Here is a 15,725-nt window from a genome sequence, read left to right as displayed (position 1 = left end):
TGTGCCGGTTCAAGCTCTCCAGCGGCACCGACAACACCCCGACGTCCGCACGGTTACGGTCCAGCACCCGCCCCAGTTGCACGCCGCCCGCAGCCGTCTCCGGAGTCACATCGAACTCCGGCCGTACGACGAACCGGACCCCGGGCACCTCACGCAACGGCGGGCGAGCCAGCGCCGCGACCAACCGGCTCGACGCCTCGAACGGCCTCGCCGCGTTCAGTGACGCCTCGTCCGGGAGCGGGACCAGCGCGTACGGCAAACCGTCCAGATCCGCCGACGCGCAGACCAGCGCCGCCACCCGCGCCGCCGCCTGCGGGCTCATCCCACCCGCCAGCAGGTGCACGCGCCACAACCCGGTCGTCGCGGCCTGCCGCAACTCCCGATGCCGCCGTTCCAGCCGCGCCGCCTCGACCGCGTTCTCCGGCGAACGCTCCGCCATCGACTGCGCTGTGAACGCGCGGTCGGCGACGTCATCCGCCAGCCGCCTGGTCTCCTCGGTGTTCACGGGCTCGGCGAGTAGGAGCCACGCGAACGGCTGCGTCCACACCGACAGCAGACAATCCTCCAGCGACGGCCGCGCCACCGGCCCCTCACCATCGGGCTGATCATCGATGAGCAGCCCATCGGTGACCCCGCCGATGCGCACCCAGGACGGCAGATCACGCATCACGTCGGCGACCGCACCCGGCCGCAGCACCTGGCCGTGCCCGCCCACCGGCAGACTCAACGCCGCGCGGCCGGCCTCCGCCTCGGTCACCAGCCCCTGGCCACCGACGAACACCTCCACCGGCCCGGCAGCACTCGCCCGCCGCCAGCCGACCAGCGCCGGGTCGCCACCGTGGTACGCCGACACCAACGCCGCCAGCCGCTGGTCCCGCCCCTCATCACGTCCGCCGTCCTCGGTGTCGTCGGTCAACCGGCGTCGCGGGACTTCGGCCAACCGGCACGCCGGGACGTCCCGCACGACCTCCCACACCGACTCGGCCACGGTCAGTCCTTCCCGGGCCAGGTCATCAGGTTCTGGAACAGCTCGGCCTGCTCGACCGCGTCATCGAGCGCGTTGTGCGTGTGCGGGCGCTGCGGCAGCAACTCGGCCGGCATCTGACTCTTCGTCGAACGGGCGATGCGCGCACCGGCCTTGGCCGCGTACAGAGTCTTGATGTCCAGATGGCGGGAGTGCCCGAACGGCGAACCGGCGTCGGCGAACCGTACGAAGTACCAGTAGAGCCACATCCAGTCATAAGCGAGCGGGTAGGCCACCAGAACCGGCGTGGCACCTGCGGCGATCTCACTCACCCACGCGGACGCGGCGTTCATCGCCTCGGCCGGATCGACGCCTTCGTTCGTGAGCCGGTCCCGATCAAGCCCGCTGACCGCCAGCGCGTCGGGGTCGAAGGTGTCGCTGATCGGCTTCAGCTCCGTATAGAACGTCCGCTCGGCAGGATCATTCGCGGTGAACTCGACTCCGTCGAAGACTCCGCACGCCGCCATGCCGAAGCTGAGCATGGAGTACGGACCGGGAATCGGCCCGTCGGCCTCCACGTCGACCGACACGTACGTCTCACGACCGGCCACCGGCATCCCCTCCAATCACTGCTGCGGCGTTTGGACCCCGCGCTCCTACTCGGCGGAGGTCTTCTCCTCCCAGGTCTGGGCGATCCGTGGGAGCAGTTTCAAAAGCCGCTCTCGGCATGCACTCACGGCCGCCGTGTCGTAGTCATCTTCGCGGGTGGTCGCGTCGAGCTGCCAGTCGTCGGGTTCGCTGCCCGGCCGCCACAGGTGGATGTTGACGCCGGGCGCTATCTGCCCCTTCCCCGGGGTGTCCTTGGACAGGTCGTCGGTGTCACCGATCCGCATCCCGGTCGCCTCACGCAGGAGGCCTACGTGGTAGCCGTCGAGATCGGCGGTGAAGCGAAAGTCGAACAGCGTTTTGATGCTCATCGGTCGGTCTGCTCCTCAGGCTCGATCACTTTCCAGTCGCTGTCATGCAGTCCCGTCGACGGTCCTCGGCGATCGAACGTGGCGATCGTGACCTCTCGCCCGAAAATGCCTTCCCAGCGTCCGGCCCAGGCGTGGAGTGCCGGGGCGACACGTTCCAGATGCCGATGCTTGTAATGACCGCCGTGATCGGACCGCCATCCGGTCCTCGGATCCGCCTTCTCGAGCTGTTGGAAGCGTTCGGCCAGGCCGTCGCTGGCGAGCTGAAAGTCGTAGTCGCTCAGCTCGTTGGTCGTGTCGAGTTTGTACATGCCGTCAAAGAACGGTGCGGCGGGTTTGCGGCCATCATCAGCGAAGCCTGCCTCCCGATATGTCACTGCGGCGTCCTCCACGCGCTGCGCCCGCTCCTCCTGCGGCGCGTTCCGGTAGTGGTCGGCGACCTTGGCGCGCAGATCGTGCTCGGTCTGGGGGAACCACTTTTTCGGGTTCTCCGAACAGAACCGCGCTGCCGAGCCCTTGAGGCGTACGTCGGCGTCGGTGATGCCCTCGGCCGCGAGCGCCTCGTGCAGTTCGCCCACGCACGCGGCCCACTGTTCGGGTCCTGTCCCAAGAGGCGCGCGGCGCTCGTGCATGTCCCATGCCTGCTGCGGTGAAACGCCGGCGAAGGCGTACTCGCGGTCCGTGAATGCGTAATCCGACCGATCGGTGACCTCGGGATACGGCGGTCGCTCCGCGGCCGCGTCCAGCCGGTCCTCTCGATCGCTCGTCGTCTCGGCCGTGCCCGGCGAGCCGGTCGGCTGATCAACGGATGTCCAGATGGCGGGCTGGCCGTCCTGGGGCCTCCAGATGTCAGACGAACGCTGCTCGGCGGTGACCTCCGCCCGTGCACCCGATTCTTCGACCTCGGGGCGTGCTCGCTTGGCCCGGTCAGGTACGTCGGTGAGGTCCTCTTCGCCCGCCTGCTCATCGGGAGGTTCACGGCGCGTTTCGCGCGGCATCCCGCCAACGGTTTGAGGGGCCCCGGATTGGTCGGCGTCTTCGGCCTCGGCGAGATCCGTGTGCGCGGTATCGGAAACCGGCTTTGCGGAGTCTCGCTCTGGCTGCTCGGTCTCCGGCTCCTCACTCGCCTCTACGCCTGCGGCCTTGTTCGCCTGAGCGACGCCCTTGCGACTGTCGGCGCGGGAGGGGACGCCCTCCGCGCCAGGACGGTCGGGTGGAGGACGCCGGTCATGTTCAGGCTCTTCTTCGGCCGCCTCGACATCTTCGGTGTCACCGATGCGATCAACGGGCATGGCGCACCCGTGGTCGTACCGATCGCTGCTCCGGCTCGACGCAGTGGGCGGCTCGGGGCAGAACACTCGATTGGCCGACCGGCCCGATCATCCGCTCCCCTCCTCAAGAACGTGACCTTGTGACGCGATTGACGCCACTCGGCAGAGGGCCAGGTTATTGAGGGCATTGCCTAATAGGAAGCGCTTGTTCCAAACAGAAGGGGTGACAAGTCCGCTATCGCTCTGCTTGGCTTGGTGACCGGGGCTAGTCAGACATGTTTGTCAAGGACGGGCGATCTGGAGGCACGGGGGTTTTGCTGTCATGACCGTCGAGCCGGTCAATCGGCAGTCGCTGCTGGAGCGGCGTTCTCTGCTGTTCTCCCCGGAACCGCGACTGGGCTGGGTTTTCCGTGACCGTTGGTCGTTCTACACGCCGTTCACCGAACCAGGGCCGCAACCGCAGCGACTGCCCGAATACCTGCATCAGCAGGTCGTGGCGACCGAACAGGCGGCGCGGCAGCGGCTGACCCGGACGCTGCCGCTGAGCATCAGCGCGTTCGTGGTCCTTGCGGCGTTCTCGGCGTACGCGGCCGGCGCCCACTCCCTGGGCAAGACACCCGTACCGCTCGGCTCGCTCGTTCTCGCGCTGATCTGCCTGGCCCCCGGCGCCGTGCTGACCGGCATCGCGGTGTCCGCGCGCCGCAACGCCCGCGAGGCGTACGAGCTGGCCCGGCGCCAAACCCACCAGGCGTACGAGACGGCGATGCGAGACTGGCGGGCCCGGCGGCATCACCACGCGGCGAACGAACAAGGCGCGGCGAACGCCCGCCACGAATGGGGCGCGGTCCCTCGCCCGCTCTCGCGGCAGCGCCTCGATGTGTTCGGCGGCACGCTGTGGGGCTGGGAAGCCTTGTTGAGCACCTACGGGCCCTCCGCACTGTTCACCGGACCGCTGCTGGTGATCGACCTGTCCCGGGAACTGGTCTGCGGAGAACTGGCGACGCTCGCCCGCGCCGCGCGGATCGACGTCGACACCCAACTGTTGCCCGCCCAGTTGCCCCAATCGAGTCTGCTCTCGGGCCTGGGGACCCGTGAACTGGTGGACGCGATCGTGGAGTCCATGTACGGCGGCAGCCCGGAGACCGCACGCGCCGAACGCAGCATGGACGACCGAATCTTGACCAAGGTCTGCGACGAACTCGGCGAGAACGTGACCCTCGCCCGGATCGGCGCGGCCCTGCGCGCCCTGATGGGCGAACCCGACGAGTCCCCCGCACTGGACCGCGACGAACGGCGCCACATCGCGCACGAACTGTTCAGCGTCGAATACCGCCGCCAGGCGCACGCCAACCTGTCCCGGATCGAGTCCTACATCCACCCGATCGAACAACTCGGCGCCGACCAGACCGACCGGCCCTCAGGCTTTTTGACCTGCATCGCCCTGGACAGCCACGCCCGCAACGTCCGCTCCGAACTGCTCACCGACCTGATCGTGCAGTGGGTCACCCACCGCGTCGCCGCCTCCGGCAACCCCCGCCCATCCGTCGTGGTCGCCGGCGCCGACGAACTGGCCCGCCGCCACCTCGAACGCCTCTCCGACGCCTGCGAACGCCGCGGCGTGCCACTGACACTGCTGTACCGGCGGCTACGGGAGGTCGGCGCGGAGATGATCGGCGGCGGCGCGGTCGCCTTCATGCGGCTCGGCAACCACGAGGACGCCACCCACGCGGCCGACTTCATCGGCCGCGACCACAAGTTCGTGCTCTCCCAGATCACCAAGAACGTCGGCGGCAACGAATCCCACACCGACTCCGACACCACCGGAGCCGGCGACTCCGACACCATCAGCCTGTCCACCTCGATCGGCACCTCGACCAACTGGGGCACCACCCGCTCGGCCGGCACGACCCGATCCGGCGGCTTCGGATTGTTCGCCGACCGCTCCACCAACACCGGCGACTCCCGCACCCGCGGCGGCGGTACCAGCGAGACCGACACCCGCGGCGAGAGCCGAGCGGTATCCCGTAACTGGTCCAGCGCCTATTCCTATGCGACGGGTACGAACTGGAGCGACGCCGACACCGCTCAACGGGTCCATGAATACGCGGTCGAGCCACTCACCCTGCAGCATCTGCCCGACCACGCCCTCCTCCTCGTCGAAACCCGCCCCGAAGGCGGCCGGAAAATCACCCCCGTCGAATGCGACCCGGCCATCGTCACCCTCGACCGCGTCGCCACCACCCCACTCCCCGAACCCCCACCACACCGCTCAGCCCAACACGCCCAGCCCCCGCCCGGCCAGGCGGGGATGCCGCGTCCGCCCCAGTGGGCCGCGCCACCCGCCGTCGAGCCACCACGTACGCAACTGCCCTACGCACCCGGACCGCCGCCCGGCTACCAGACCGGCCCTCGTACCGCACCCGAGCACCAGCAACAGGACCGGCAGGCCGGGCAGACCTGGCCGCGCAGGAAGCCGCCGCACAAGGCACGCCCGGAGGCAGACGATGACGGCCGGCAGGGCCCGCCCCCACTGTTCGGCCGCGGAGATGGTCAATCGGGAACGAGCGATGGGCGTTGACCACACCGACGGCGGTTCCGACGCGAGCATCGAAGCTGTCGAGGAAGAGCCCGCAGCCGACCGCCGCCCACCGCCCCCGCCGGACCGACCCGGTACCGACGGCTATCCCTCCCGCGCCGACAGCCGCAACGGCGCAGCCGCCGCAAACGAAGGCACGCCGACCACCGACGAAGTACGCGAGGAAGAGCCTGACACCGAAGAGTCCGGTGATGCCGGTGGACGAGAACAGAGGCTTGACGGCCGAGCCGCTCCGCACGACAGCACCGCGACGGCCGGGACGGACGAACCCGGGAGTGAACTCTCCGTCGAAGGCGAGCCGTCGAGTGAAGGTGCCGAGGCAGCTTGGATCACCGGCGGGCCGGACATCGGCGGGGACCTGCCGACCGGCGCAGAGCTGGTCAAGATGGAAGACGACAAACAGTCCCGGGCGGAGAGAGCCCGCCGGAAGATCTACGAATCCGGCGACGAGGTCCTCGACGACGTAGGAAAGGTCGTCAACCGCGTGGACCAGATCTTCGAGCGTCCGCCGACCGGCCATCCGGAAACGAGAACAGGGCCGGAGGTGATCCCAGCACCGCACGAGGGGGTCAGCGCGGGGGATGCGGCAACCGCGTTGATCGCTGCTGGTGTCGTGCTCGGCGAGATCTTCCGAAGAGGCCGTGAGACGCTAAGGCAGAGGAAAGGTGTATGACGATGCCGGTGACTACTGATCAGGTAGCGACCCTGCGGGCGTACCTGGCGGGTGACTTCGACGGCCACAAGCGGCTGTTCGGACAACTCGATCGGGCCGCTGCCCAGACCGGTTACACAGCGCTCCTCACGGCTGCGTTCTTTGAAGCAGTCGACCGTAGGTTCGCCCAGAGCGGCACAACCGCCGCTGTGGTCGAGTTCGTCGCCGACGTACGGGCCCGTCACCTCAAGGAGGCTGACGAGCTGGAGCCACGTGTCGCCGAACGTCTCATCCTGGCGATTCTCACCGATGAGGACATCGACGATCTTGACACTCAGACCAAAATTCAAACCCAGATCATCCTGCTGTACGCGTTGATCGCCGATGAGCGACTCGACGACGCTGGATTGGATGAGTTCTTGGTCGAGGCTCGCAAGCTGGCCGACGAATGGACAAGGTGACGCGAGTCGACGGCAATCGACATGGTGATGAGCAGATCGCGGCATTGCGCGCCTTCCTCGCGCCTGAGCCTGACAAGGCGGAGCGGCTGACCAGGCAGCTCGTCGAAGCAGGTAACGCGGAGGGCTACGGCGAATTGGTCTACGCAGCCTTCGCCGTCGCGGTCCGCCGGCGTTTCTCTCCGACCTGGACGATCTCCGGCATCATCCGCTTCGTCGCCACTGCGCGTGCCCGGCTTCTCGACGACGCCATCGCGATTGATCCGCATACGGCAGAGGTCCTGATCCGGCGCGCCCTCGGCGACGGTATTGCTACCGAGGTGGAGGAGGAGACCAGGGCCCGCGCGCAGGTCTTCCTGCTCAGCGAGTTGGTCAGTGATGAAGAGCTTGATGCTGCCGGCCTCAGCGGGTTTCTCGCTCAGGCCCGTGCGCTGGCTGATCAGCTCATCGCCTGATGCATGGGGCGGATGGACGTCTGCGTCAGTGCGCGAGCCTCTTGCGCAGGCGCTGGGCGCGGCGGATCTCGAGAGGGGGAAGGGCGAGCAGGCGTCCGATGCGATCGTTGTGGACGTGACCGGCCTCGATGGCCGCTTCCAGCGCCGCCAGTAGTTGGGGGCCCAGGCCGAGGCCGGCCACGGCGGTATCGGCCTGGAACTCGGCCCGGTCGGTTGATACCCGGGACAACGCGGCGCCCACGAATGCGACGCACGCCGGAATGGCCGACACGGCGATCGCCGTCGCCGCGACGATCGCGAGCAGGAACGTCACCAGGAATCCGAACGGCGTGTGCCACGACACCGCCACTTGCCACGTCCGCCGTACCGGACGCCAGATCCGGGCGAGCAGCCACCGCAGGGCTCGGACCGGCAGCATCAGTTGGGTATGGCAGAACACCGGCACGGTGTACAGGCCGAGATGATGGGTCAGCTCATGTACCAGCACCGCCTCGAGCCGATCAGATGGCAGTGAACTCACGGCATACGAGGTGACGACGACGGTGCGGCCGGCCGTTGCCGGGGCGCTTGGTTCCTGCGCATCCACGATCATCAGCCGTATGCGTCCAGCGGATACGGCGGTGCGATGGAGCGCACGGCGAGCCGGCTCCTTGATCCGACGCAGCTCATCGGTGGTCGGGTCGCGGTAGCCGTGCAAGGAGCGCTGGATCCTCTCCAGCGGCCAGGCGGCCAGCACCGCGCCGGCCGCCCAGATGACGAACGGGATTCCCGCCCCCCATACCGGCCAGACCAGGCTTGATCCGTACGCGATCGGCACCATGATCGTCAGCGCTCCGACCAACGCCGGGATCAGCGCGGTCAAGGCCACCGTGATCGATCCGAGCCCAGGACGCATCGAGGGTATTGACACATGCCCTTCCGGGCGGGTCGATGCCGCTCCGCCGTCGGGCGTCCACGTCGGAGCGGCTTCACCAGGTGCGGACGCTGGTGTTCCACGTGGTAGCGCGGGCAAGGCCGCTCGCGGGCGGGCACCTGCGAGCGGCCCCGAAGGCGACACCGGCGACGCGATCCGGCCCTGGGGTGTGCCACGAGCGCCGGCGGTCCATGCCCTGCCGTCCCAATACCGTTCGAACGGTCGCCCGCTCGGGTCCGGATACCACCCTGCGGGGGGCTGGTCGGCCACCAAGAATCCTCCCCCTCGGCGGGCATCTTCGACCTGAAGCAGACATCAATCTTGGCGCGAGACGCCAAGGGACGCCACCCCCACCGCAGGGCGGTACGGATTGGCGGGGGTCCCCAAGACGGGCTTCCGCCACCTACGGGAGCGTGCGGGCGACCGGACCCGGTCTGACACGACGCGAGAACCGCGTCCCGATCCGCGTACGAATCACACGGCCGCGGAGGTAAGACCGGCGCATCACGCGACCGCTAAACCCGTATGACCATCTCACTCAACGGGCACACCGCACTGGTGACCGGTGCCGGACGCGGCATCGGGCGCGCGACCGCGCTGGAACTCGCCAAGGCCGGTGCGCGCGTGGCGCTGGTCGCACGCTCTCGCGACGAACTCACCGCGGGCGCCGACCTCATCCGCGAGCTCGGCGGCACCGCACTGCCGATCACCGCGGATGTCGCGGACCCCGACCAACTCGCCGAAAGCGTGGCACGCGCCCGTGACGAGCTCGGGAGCGTGGACATCCTCATCAACAACGCCGCCGTCGTATGGCCGCTCGGCCCCAGTACCGAGATCGACCCCGCTCGCTGGGCGGCCGCGATCGCCATCAACGTCGTCGCCGTCGCCTCACTGACCTTCGCCCTGCTCCCCACCATGCTCGGCCAGAGGTGGGGACGCATCGTCAACGTCTCCAGCGGCATCGTCTCCCGGCCCGCATCCATGATCGGCGGCAACGCCTACGTCACCGGCAAGGCGGCCCTTGAGGCGCACACTCTCAATCTCGCCGCCGAGCTGGCCGGCAGTGGCGTCACCGTCAACGCCTTCCGCCCCGGATCCGTCGACACCGCGATGCAGGCATGGATCCGCGGCCAGGACCCGGACCGGATCGGTGCGGCCCTGCACCGGCGGTTCAGCCGCTCCCACGCCGAAGGCACCCTGATAACACCGGAACAATCGGCCGGGTCACTGCTCGAACGGCTGCCGAGCGAAGCGACGGGACAGATCTGGGACGTCGCGGACCCGCTCCCCCGTTCAGACGCGTAGCCGGGCCGCCTCGACATGGCCCCACCGGTACCGCATGCACAAGGAGACAGGCAATGACAAAGGTGATCGCGTTCGATGTCAACGAGACCCTGTTGGACCTCAGCTCACTCGACGACGCGTTCGAAGACCTGCTGGGCTCCGCCGCGCTGCGTGGACAGTGGTTCGCGCAGATGCTCCAGCTGTCGTTCGTCGGCGGGCTGACCGGCGAGTACGTGGACTTCACCACCGCACAACACGCGGCACTGCGCATGCTCGCCGCGCGAGACCGGCGCACCATCGGAGCGGATGAGGCCGACGCGATCGTGCACCGCATGAGTTCGCTGCCGGCTCATCCGGAGGTCTCCGGCGCACTGCGACGACTGCGCTCCACCGGCCTCACGCTGGTAGCCCTGACGAACTCGCTCGAGGAGGTCGCCGAGGCGCAACTGACCAATGCCGGACTCCGCGAGTACTTCGACGACGTGATCTCCGCCGACAGCGTCAAGCGGCTCAAGCCCGCCCCGGAGCCCTACCGCGCCGTCGCCCGCGCCTTCGATGTCGACACCTCGGACGTTCGCCTGGTCGCCGCGCACGCATGGGATGTTTCCGGAGCGCTCGCGGCCGGGTGCAAGGCGGCCTTCGTCGCCCGCCCGGGCATGGTGCCGAGCCCGCTCGGCAGCCGACCCGACATCGTCGGTGCCGACCTTTCCGAGGTCGTCGACCAGATCATCGCGGTCGACGTCCAATAGCTCATTTCACAGGTCCTGGATGAAGGTTCGACGATGACGATTCAGCCGGTACGACGTAGAGGGCGGCCGATGGCTGCGGTTGTTGTGATCGCGGTAAGTCTGCTGCTTCTTCCCGCACAGGCGTCGAGCGCCGACACGGCACCGGATTCCGGTATCGCGCCGGCGGTGTGCGGTCCGGGATCATCCCCCGAAGACGGGGTTCAGGGCCGAATACCCTTGGCGGACCGGAAGAGCGGACGTTCGGCGCAGGGGTACCACTGCAATTTGACCCTGGCCGGCCAGTACCAGGGCCAGGGTGCCGGATTCATCAACGCCACCTACCACAATTGCGTGTATTTTGGCTCGTTCCTCCCGGCCTCAGAGCTGACGACGCATCCCGGCGTTCAGGTCATCGACGCGACGGATCCGGCCCGTCCGCGTTTCGTGGAGAGCCTGAACAGTCCCGCCTTCGCCAGCGGGACGTGGGAGTCGCTGAAGGTCGATCCGGTGCATGGATACCTCGCCGCCACCGGGGTTCAGGCCCCGCCAGGTGCCGGCGGACTCCTTTTCGACCTGTACAGCATCAAAGACGACTGCGCCCATCCGAAGCCGCTCAACGGCCTGGGGCACAGCGGGCTGCCCGTACCGACGGCCGTACTGGGCCACGAGGGCGGCTTCGCCCCCGACGGCAACACGTACTACGCCACTGACGGCATCGGCGATGTCACGGCCATCGACGTGTCCGCCCCTGCCACTCCGAAGGTCATCGACGTCAGCCCGGTGGGTCTGACGAACCACGGCTTCTCCATCAGCCCCGACGGCAGAACGATGTACGCCACCACGATCGCCCCGGCCGGGGTGCAGGTGCTCGACATCGGCGACGTCCAGGATCGCAGGCCGCTGCCCCAGATCCGCCAGATCGGGCAGCTCACCTGGCCCGACGGCCTGTTCTCCCAGCACACCATCAACTTCACGGATCAGGGCCACCGCTACCTGTTCGCCGTGGATGAGGCGGGTACGGGCGGTGTCCGGCTGATCAACATCGACGACCCCGCCGAGCCTGTCCTCGTCCGTGAATATCGACTGCAGATCGACCAGCCTTCGGAGAAGGCGACGCGAGAGGCCGACGAGGGAGGAGACGGGATCTTCGGCTACGACGCCCACTACTGCACAGTCGACAGGCCCGTCGATCCGACCAGGCTGGCGTGCAGCTACTGGCAGTCCGGCATCCGCCTGTACGACATACGGGACCTCCAGGACCCCCGTGAGCTCGGATACTACGACCCCAAGGCGCAGACCGGACTGGTCAACCGCCTTGCGCTGGCCAACTCACCCCACACGTATTTCGTCTACTCACCAGACGCACTCGATCCCGGCGATCTCCGCCTCGGCACCCTTTTCGGCAGTCTCCACCCGGACATGACCACCGACTGGTGCAGCTCTCCGGCCGCGTTCAACGGCCCGGACCAGCTTTGGGTCACCTGTCAGGACAACGGCTTCCTCGCGCTGAACTACACGGCCTCATCGTGAGCGAACACGACGCCGGACCAGCGCGTGAGAGGCGGCGGCCCGGCCACTGGATCCTCGCCGGTCTTCTCGTCCTGACCGTGGCCTTCGGCGCCGGCCTGCTGAGCGGCCGCCGGTCCGCACGCGCACCGGCGTCACCGGGTGCCGTCGACATCGGCTTCTGCCAGAGCATGTCGGTCCACCACGCCCAGGCCGTCCTCATGGCGCAAGAGGCGGTCGACCGCAGCCGAACACCGGCGATCCGGCTCATCGCCCGGCAGATCCTCGCTACGCAGACGCAGGAGCGAGGGACCATGGCCGGCTGGCTCACGCTGTGGAACGCCCCTCAGCTTCCTTCCGGACCGCCTATGGCCTGGATGGCGATGTCCTCCTCATCCACGGAGACGGACACGCGAACGCCCCACGGCCGGATGGCACCGACGATGCCCGGGATGGCCACGCAGGCCGATCTCGGCCGCCTGGCCTCCGCCGACGGCAAGCGGTTCGACGTGCTGTTCCTTCAGCTCATGGTGCGCCACCACACCGGCGGAATCGGCATGGCGATCGACGCCCGCGAGCACGCGAGGCTGTCGGCGGTCCGGGCGCTCGCAGGCGCCATGGCGATCCACCAGGCCCAGGAGAACGCCCTGATGGGGCAGCTGCTCAGCGCCCGCGGGGCCAAACCACTGCCACTGACCTGGCCCGGTCCGGCGCCGGCCACCCGGCGGTGGTCATGTCCGCCGAGGTGAGACACCTCGATGCCCCGCACCCACTTCGCCGCCTTCCAGAAGTACAGGTGCGGGACGAGCAGGCGGGCCGGACCGCCGTGGTCGGGGTCAGAATCCTGCCCGCCGTCAGGAACGCAGGAACGCCAGCAACTCGGCGTTGAAGAGGTCGGCGTGGGTCACGTTGAGCCCGTGCGGGGCGTTCTTGACCAGGACGAGCCTGCTGTTCTCGACGGCCTCGGCGGTGCGCCTGCCGGTGGTCTCGAAGGGTACGACCGGGTCGGAGTCGCCGTGGATCACCAGGGTCGGCACGGTGAGCGCCTTGAGGTCGTCGCGGAAGTCGGTGGTGAACGCGATCCTCGCGCAGTCCAGCAGGGCCTTCGGCGAGGCGGACGCGGCGATGGAGACGGTGTGGGCCCGGTACTGCTCGCTGACCAGATCCGTACGGTCGCCGACGGCGAAGAAGCCCGTCATGAACCGGTCGACGAAGGCGACCCGGTCGGCGCGTATCCCCTCCTGGAAGGCGTCCACGGCGGCCTCGTCCAGGCCGCCGTCCGGGTTGTCCTCCGTACGGAGCGAGAACGGCGGATTGGCCGCCGCGAACACCACCTTGGCGACCCGCCCGTTGTCGTAGGTCCGGACGTACCGGGCGATCTCGCCGCCCCCCATGGAGAAGCCCACCAGCGTCACGCCGGTCAGGTCGAGCCGCTCGATGAGCATGTTCAGGTCCGCAGCGAGCGTGTCGTAGTCGTAGCCATCCCAGGGCTGGGAGGACCGGCCGAACCCGCGCCGGTCACAGGTGATCACCCGGTACCCGTCCTCGACGAGCGCCGGGACCTGTCTCTCCCACGAGCGGCCCGACAGGGGCCAGCCGTGGAGCAGCACGACGGGGCGCCCGGACCCGTGGTCCTCGTAGTACAGCTCGACGGGTGCGCCGTTCTCCTCGCCAACGGTCACGTACGGCATGCGCGATCTCTCCTTGACGCTTGTTCTCTCGGTGGTCGGGTGGACGGCTCAGCCGCCGGCCTCGTCCGGCACGACGTGGACGGCCGCCTCCTCCGCCGAGGCGGCACCGCTGTCGACGCCCACGTCCTCGGCCCAGAAGTCCGAACGCGGGTCGGGCTCGGCGTCCCGGGCGACGAGCCGGCCCGCGCGCGCGGCGCCGGCCTGGTCATCGATCAGCTCGCCGTCGCTGCCGGAGGTGTCGCCGAGCCCGTCGGTCTCCGGATCCGCCGGTTCGGGCTCCTCACGCGCCAGACGGTGGTCCAGGTCCTCCCGCGTGCCGAGCTCACGCTCGGTGATGCCCCAGGCGGTCAGGCCCAGGGGCCGGTCGTACGGGGTGTACCCGGCCTCGATGTCGCCGAGCTCGTCGTCGTCGAGGCTCTCTTCGGGCGAGAGCAGGGCGGGGTCGACGTTCTCATCAGCGGACATGGCGCACCTCGGGAATGAAGACAGGACGGAAGACGACCGCGAGAGCCGTCCGTCGAGAGTGTGAGGTGGCGTTCTTCAGAATGGCTTGATGCGATCTGGACGGCACCGGCCGTCCGGTCCGAGAGGGTGAGCGCCGCCGTGGACTTTCCGAGTGCCGTCTTCCGGCGTGCACTGCGAGAGGCGTGGCCCGAGGCGAAGGCGGTGCTCAGCACCCGCGACCCGCACCGCTGAGCGTCAACGGGGACGTCGAACGCTCGCGGGCTCGGCGGGGAGCACTCGGTCGAGCTGGCTGCGCGAGGTGATGTCGAGCTTGGCGAAGACCTTCCGCAGGTGGTACTGGACCGTGTGCGCGCTGATGAACAGCCGGGTGCCGATCTCGGGGTTGGAGAGCCCGTCGCGTGCGAGCCGCGCGATCTGGGTCTCCTGCGCGGTCAGGCCCTCGTGCCGGGCGGCGACGGTGCGGCGGCGCGCGGTCTCGCCCGTGGCCCGCAGCTCGCGCCCGGCACGCTCGGCGAAGGCCGTCAGGCCCATCTCCGCGAGCATTTCGTGGGCCGTGCGCAGGTGCTCGCGGGCGTCCGCGCGGCGGCGCTCCCGGCGTAGCCACTCCCCGTACACCAGGTGCGCGCGTGCCAGATCCACGCGGAGCCGGGTCCGGCCCAGGCGGGTGATCGCGTCGCGGTAGAGCGCCTCGGCCTCGTCGCCCTCGCTCAGCAGCGCGAGCGACCGCGCCTGGAGGCCGAGTGCCCAGTCGGTGCCGCTGGCGCCGGTCATCTCTTCGAGCCGCTGGTACGCGTCGGCCGCCGTTTCGTGCGTCTCGCTGCGTACGGCGGCCTCGATCAGCTCGACCACCGCCCAGAACATCGAGCCGGTGTCCTTCTCGTAGCCGACGGCGTCGAGTGCCGCGGCCATGGCGTTCCGGTAGTCGCCGAGACCGTTCTTGAGGAAGGCGTTCGCCCACTGGGCGAAGGTGATCCCGACCCCCTCTCCGCGCCGGGTCACGTCTTCTCTGGTCGCCTCGACCAGCGCGAGCGCCTCGGCCTCGTCGCCACGCAGCGCCGCCAGACCCAGCGCCCCGTACGGGGCGAGGTTCCCGCCGATCGCCTCCATGACGGCGCCCGCCTCGTCGACCAGTGACGCGGCGGCGGCCAGGTCGCCCGCGAACATGAGCACGTAGGCACGGGAGGTCAGGGCGAGCGGCAGCTCGCTGAAGGCCCCGGCCTCGCGCGCGAGCTGGACGTGCCGGGCGGAGAGGGCCTCCCAGCGGTCGTCGTCCCAGATCCGCATCGCCGTGACGGACGCCAGCCAGAGCCAGTGCAGCTCTTCTTCGGCGGACATCCCCACGCCGAAGGTGTCGAGAGCGGCGCGGAGCATCGGCAGCCCCGCCGCGTATCCGTCGCTGTAGTCCGCCGCGAGACCGTCGAGGAGGAGGTCGAGTGCATGCGGGGCGTGTGCCGGCCGCGATGCCGTGCCCGCGGCGCGCGCGACCTCCGCGACGCCGCTGCCGGGACTGGCCAGGCGGCCGGCGAAGATCCCGGCGGACAGTGCCTCGAGGTAGGTCGCGCGGGAGAGGTCGACGTCGATCGGCTCCAGGCGCCGGGCGGCCTTGAGCAGCAGCGACGGCGCGTCGTTGCCTCGGCTCGTGACGAAGGCGAGCTGCGCGCGTACGAGGTCGACGCCCGCCTGCTGGACGTCGGTGAGCGGCTCGGCCTCGGCCGTGCCCAGCAGGTCACGCGCCGCGTCCAACGCACCCGCACGCGCCTTGACGCGG

The 15,725-nt window shown here is 69.1% G+C and carries 16 protein-coding genes and 3 pseudogenes; 9 read left to right on the top strand and 10 right to left on the bottom strand.

What is annotated here, in order from left to right:
- The 4 genes and pseudogenes from ACFFNX_RS22530 to ACFFNX_RS22515 form a co-directional block, all read right to left on the bottom strand.
- A pseudogene (locus ACFFNX_RS22530) lies at nucleotides 1-988 on the bottom strand (hypothetical protein); the annotation flags it as partial.
- Between the two features lie 2 nt (nucleotides 989-990).
- The gene (locus ACFFNX_RS22525) at nucleotides 991-1,575 is read right to left on the bottom strand and encodes a 3'-5' exonuclease (protein WP_378205546.1); all 585 of its coding nucleotides are present in this window, start codon (nucleotides 1,573-1,575) and stop codon (nucleotides 991-993) included.
- 45 nt (nucleotides 1,576-1,620) lie between these two features.
- Entirely contained in the window at nucleotides 1,621-1,941 is a 321-nt protein-coding gene (locus tag ACFFNX_RS22520; RefSeq protein WP_378205543.1) for a hypothetical protein, read from the bottom strand.
- Nucleotides 1,938-3,230: a hypothetical protein gene (locus tag ACFFNX_RS22515; protein ID WP_378205540.1), complete on the bottom strand. Its 1,293-nt coding sequence runs from the start codon at nucleotides 3,228-3,230 to the stop codon at nucleotides 1,938-1,940. The genes ACFFNX_RS22520 and ACFFNX_RS22515 overlap by 4 nt, the downstream gene beginning before the upstream one ends.
- A 301-nt stretch (nucleotides 3,231-3,531) precedes the next feature.
- Here ACFFNX_RS22515 and ACFFNX_RS22510 point away from each other — a divergent pair, with 301 nt between their 5' ends.
- From ACFFNX_RS22510 to ACFFNX_RS22495, 4 genes are read left to right on the top strand one after another with little or no spacing between them, the layout of a single operon-like run.
- On the top strand, nucleotides 3,532-5,787 hold the full coding sequence (locus tag ACFFNX_RS22510; protein WP_378205537.1) for a hypothetical protein: 2,256 nt from the start codon (nucleotides 3,532-3,534) through the stop codon (nucleotides 5,785-5,787).
- A complete protein-coding gene (locus ACFFNX_RS22505) occupies nucleotides 5,777-6,478 on the top strand; it encodes a hypothetical protein (RefSeq protein WP_378205535.1) in 702 nt (233 codons plus the stop codon). The genes ACFFNX_RS22510 and ACFFNX_RS22505 overlap by 11 nt, the downstream gene beginning before the upstream one ends.
- Nucleotides 6,475-6,918 carry a hypothetical protein gene (locus ACFFNX_RS22500; protein ID WP_378205532.1) on the top strand — a complete coding sequence of 148 codons (444 nt, stop codon included), beginning with the start codon at nucleotides 6,475-6,477 and terminating at the stop codon, nucleotides 6,916-6,918. Before ACFFNX_RS22505 ends, ACFFNX_RS22500 begins: the two co-directional genes overlap by 4 nt.
- Nucleotides 6,906-7,370, top strand: a complete 465-nt coding sequence (locus ACFFNX_RS22495) for a hypothetical protein (RefSeq protein WP_378205529.1) — start codon at nucleotides 6,906-6,908, stop codon at nucleotides 7,368-7,370. The genes ACFFNX_RS22500 and ACFFNX_RS22495 overlap by 13 nt, the downstream gene beginning before the upstream one ends.
- A gap of 25 nt (nucleotides 7,371-7,395) precedes the next feature.
- On the opposite strand, the gene ACFFNX_RS22490 is transcribed toward ACFFNX_RS22495, so the two are convergent.
- Nucleotides 7,396-8,238 carry a M48 family metalloprotease gene (locus tag ACFFNX_RS22490; RefSeq protein ID WP_512699859.1) on the bottom strand — a complete coding sequence of 281 codons (843 nt, stop codon included), beginning with the start codon at nucleotides 8,236-8,238 and terminating at the stop codon, nucleotides 7,396-7,398.
- A gap of 219 nt (nucleotides 8,239-8,457) precedes the next feature.
- Nucleotides 8,458-8,553: pseudogene (locus ACFFNX_RS22485) on the bottom strand (DUF2510 domain-containing protein); the annotation flags it as partial.
- Between the two features lie 255 nt (nucleotides 8,554-8,808).
- On the opposite strand from ACFFNX_RS22485, the gene ACFFNX_RS22480 reads away from it, so the two are divergent.
- The 4 genes from ACFFNX_RS22480 to ACFFNX_RS22465 are packed head-to-tail and all read left to right on the top strand — an operon-like array spanning nucleotide 8,809 to nucleotide 12,550.
- Complete coding sequence (locus ACFFNX_RS22480; RefSeq protein WP_378205526.1) at nucleotides 8,809-9,588, top strand: SDR family NAD(P)-dependent oxidoreductase; 780 nt, start codon at nucleotides 8,809-8,811, stop codon at nucleotides 9,586-9,588.
- A 53-nt stretch (nucleotides 9,589-9,641) separates the two neighbouring features.
- Nucleotides 9,642-10,316: a haloacid dehalogenase type II gene (locus tag ACFFNX_RS22475; RefSeq protein WP_378205523.1), complete on the top strand. Its 675-nt coding sequence runs from the start codon at nucleotides 9,642-9,644 to the stop codon at nucleotides 10,314-10,316.
- A 33-nt stretch (nucleotides 10,317-10,349) separates the two neighbouring features.
- A complete protein-coding gene (locus ACFFNX_RS22470) occupies nucleotides 10,350-11,825 on the top strand; it encodes an LVIVD repeat-containing protein (RefSeq protein WP_378205520.1) in 1,476 nt (491 codons plus the stop codon).
- Nucleotides 11,822-12,550, top strand: a complete 729-nt coding sequence (locus ACFFNX_RS22465; protein WP_378205517.1) for a DUF305 domain-containing protein — start codon at nucleotides 11,822-11,824, stop codon at nucleotides 12,548-12,550. Before ACFFNX_RS22470 ends, ACFFNX_RS22465 begins: the two co-directional genes overlap by 4 nt.
- A gap of 11 nt (nucleotides 12,551-12,561) precedes the next feature.
- Here the strand turns inward: ACFFNX_RS22465 and ACFFNX_RS22460 are convergent.
- The 3 genes and pseudogenes from ACFFNX_RS22460 to ACFFNX_RS22450 form a co-directional block, all read right to left on the bottom strand.
- A pseudogene (locus tag ACFFNX_RS22460) lies at nucleotides 12,562-12,633 on the bottom strand (molybdopterin-dependent oxidoreductase); the annotation flags it as partial.
- A gap of 22 nt (nucleotides 12,634-12,655) precedes the next feature.
- Nucleotides 12,656-13,492, bottom strand: coding sequence for an alpha/beta fold hydrolase (locus tag ACFFNX_RS22455; RefSeq protein ID WP_378205514.1), 837 nt, complete (start codon nucleotides 13,490-13,492; stop codon nucleotides 12,656-12,658).
- Nucleotides 13,493-13,540: 48 nt separating this feature from the next.
- Nucleotides 13,541-13,957: a DUF5709 domain-containing protein gene (locus tag ACFFNX_RS22450; protein WP_378205511.1), complete on the bottom strand. Its 417-nt coding sequence runs from the start codon at nucleotides 13,955-13,957 to the stop codon at nucleotides 13,541-13,543.
- Nucleotides 13,958-14,017: 60 nt separating this feature from the next.
- Between ACFFNX_RS22450 and ACFFNX_RS22445 the strand changes: the two genes are divergently transcribed.
- The gene (locus tag ACFFNX_RS22445) at nucleotides 14,018-14,188 is read left to right on the top strand and encodes a sulfotransferase (protein ID WP_378205508.1); all 171 of its coding nucleotides are present in this window, start codon (nucleotides 14,018-14,020) and stop codon (nucleotides 14,186-14,188) included.
- A 3-nt stretch (nucleotides 14,189-14,191) separates the two neighbouring features.
- On the opposite strand, the gene ACFFNX_RS22440 is transcribed toward ACFFNX_RS22445, so the two are convergent.
- A partial coding sequence (locus tag ACFFNX_RS22440; protein WP_378205505.1) for a LuxR C-terminal-related transcriptional regulator occupies nucleotides 14,192-15,725 on the bottom strand: 1,534 nt, incomplete at its 5' end.

This window comes from Actinoallomurus acaciae, assembly GCF_042429965.1.
Lineage (GTDB): Bacteria > Actinomycetota > Actinomycetes > Streptosporangiales > Streptosporangiaceae > Actinoallomurus > Actinoallomurus acaciae.
The sequence above is the reverse complement of the archived record's forward strand: the minus strand, read 5'-3'. Positions and strand labels throughout refer to the sequence as shown.

Bases quoted from the DNA above. Each gene is read 5' to 3' on its own strand.
- ACFFNX_RS22520 (WP_378205543.1), bottom strand. From the start codon at position 1,941: ATGAGCATCAAAACGCTGTTCGACTTTCGCTTCACCGCCGATCTCGAC.
- ACFFNX_RS22515 (WP_378205540.1), bottom strand. From the start codon at position 3,230: ATGCCCGTTGATCGCATCGGTGACACCGAAGATGTCGAGGCGGCCGAA.
- ACFFNX_RS22510 (WP_378205537.1), top strand. From the start codon at position 3,532: ATGACCGTCGAGCCGGTCAATCGGCAGTCGCTGCTGGAGCGGCGTTCT.
- ACFFNX_RS22505 (WP_378205535.1), top strand. From the start codon at position 5,777: ATGGGCGTTGACCACACCGACGGCGGTTCCGACGCGAGCATCGAAGCT.
- ACFFNX_RS22500 (WP_378205532.1), top strand. From the start codon at position 6,475: ATGACGATGCCGGTGACTACTGATCAGGTAGCGACCCTGCGGGCGTAC.
- ACFFNX_RS22495 (WP_378205529.1), top strand. From the start codon at position 6,906: ATGGACAAGGTGACGCGAGTCGACGGCAATCGACATGGTGATGAGCAG.
- ACFFNX_RS22480 (WP_378205526.1), top strand. From the start codon at position 8,809: ATGACCATCTCACTCAACGGGCACACCGCACTGGTGACCGGTGCCGGA.
- ACFFNX_RS22475 (WP_378205523.1), top strand. From the start codon at position 9,642: ATGACAAAGGTGATCGCGTTCGATGTCAACGAGACCCTGTTGGACCTC.
- ACFFNX_RS22470 (WP_378205520.1), top strand. From the start codon at position 10,350: ATGACGATTCAGCCGGTACGACGTAGAGGGCGGCCGATGGCTGCGGTT.
- ACFFNX_RS22455 (WP_378205514.1), bottom strand. From the start codon at position 13,492: ATGCCGTACGTGACCGTTGGCGAGGAGAACGGCGCACCCGTCGAGCTG.
- ACFFNX_RS22450 (WP_378205511.1), bottom strand. From the start codon at position 13,957: ATGTCCGCTGATGAGAACGTCGACCCCGCCCTGCTCTCGCCCGAAGAG.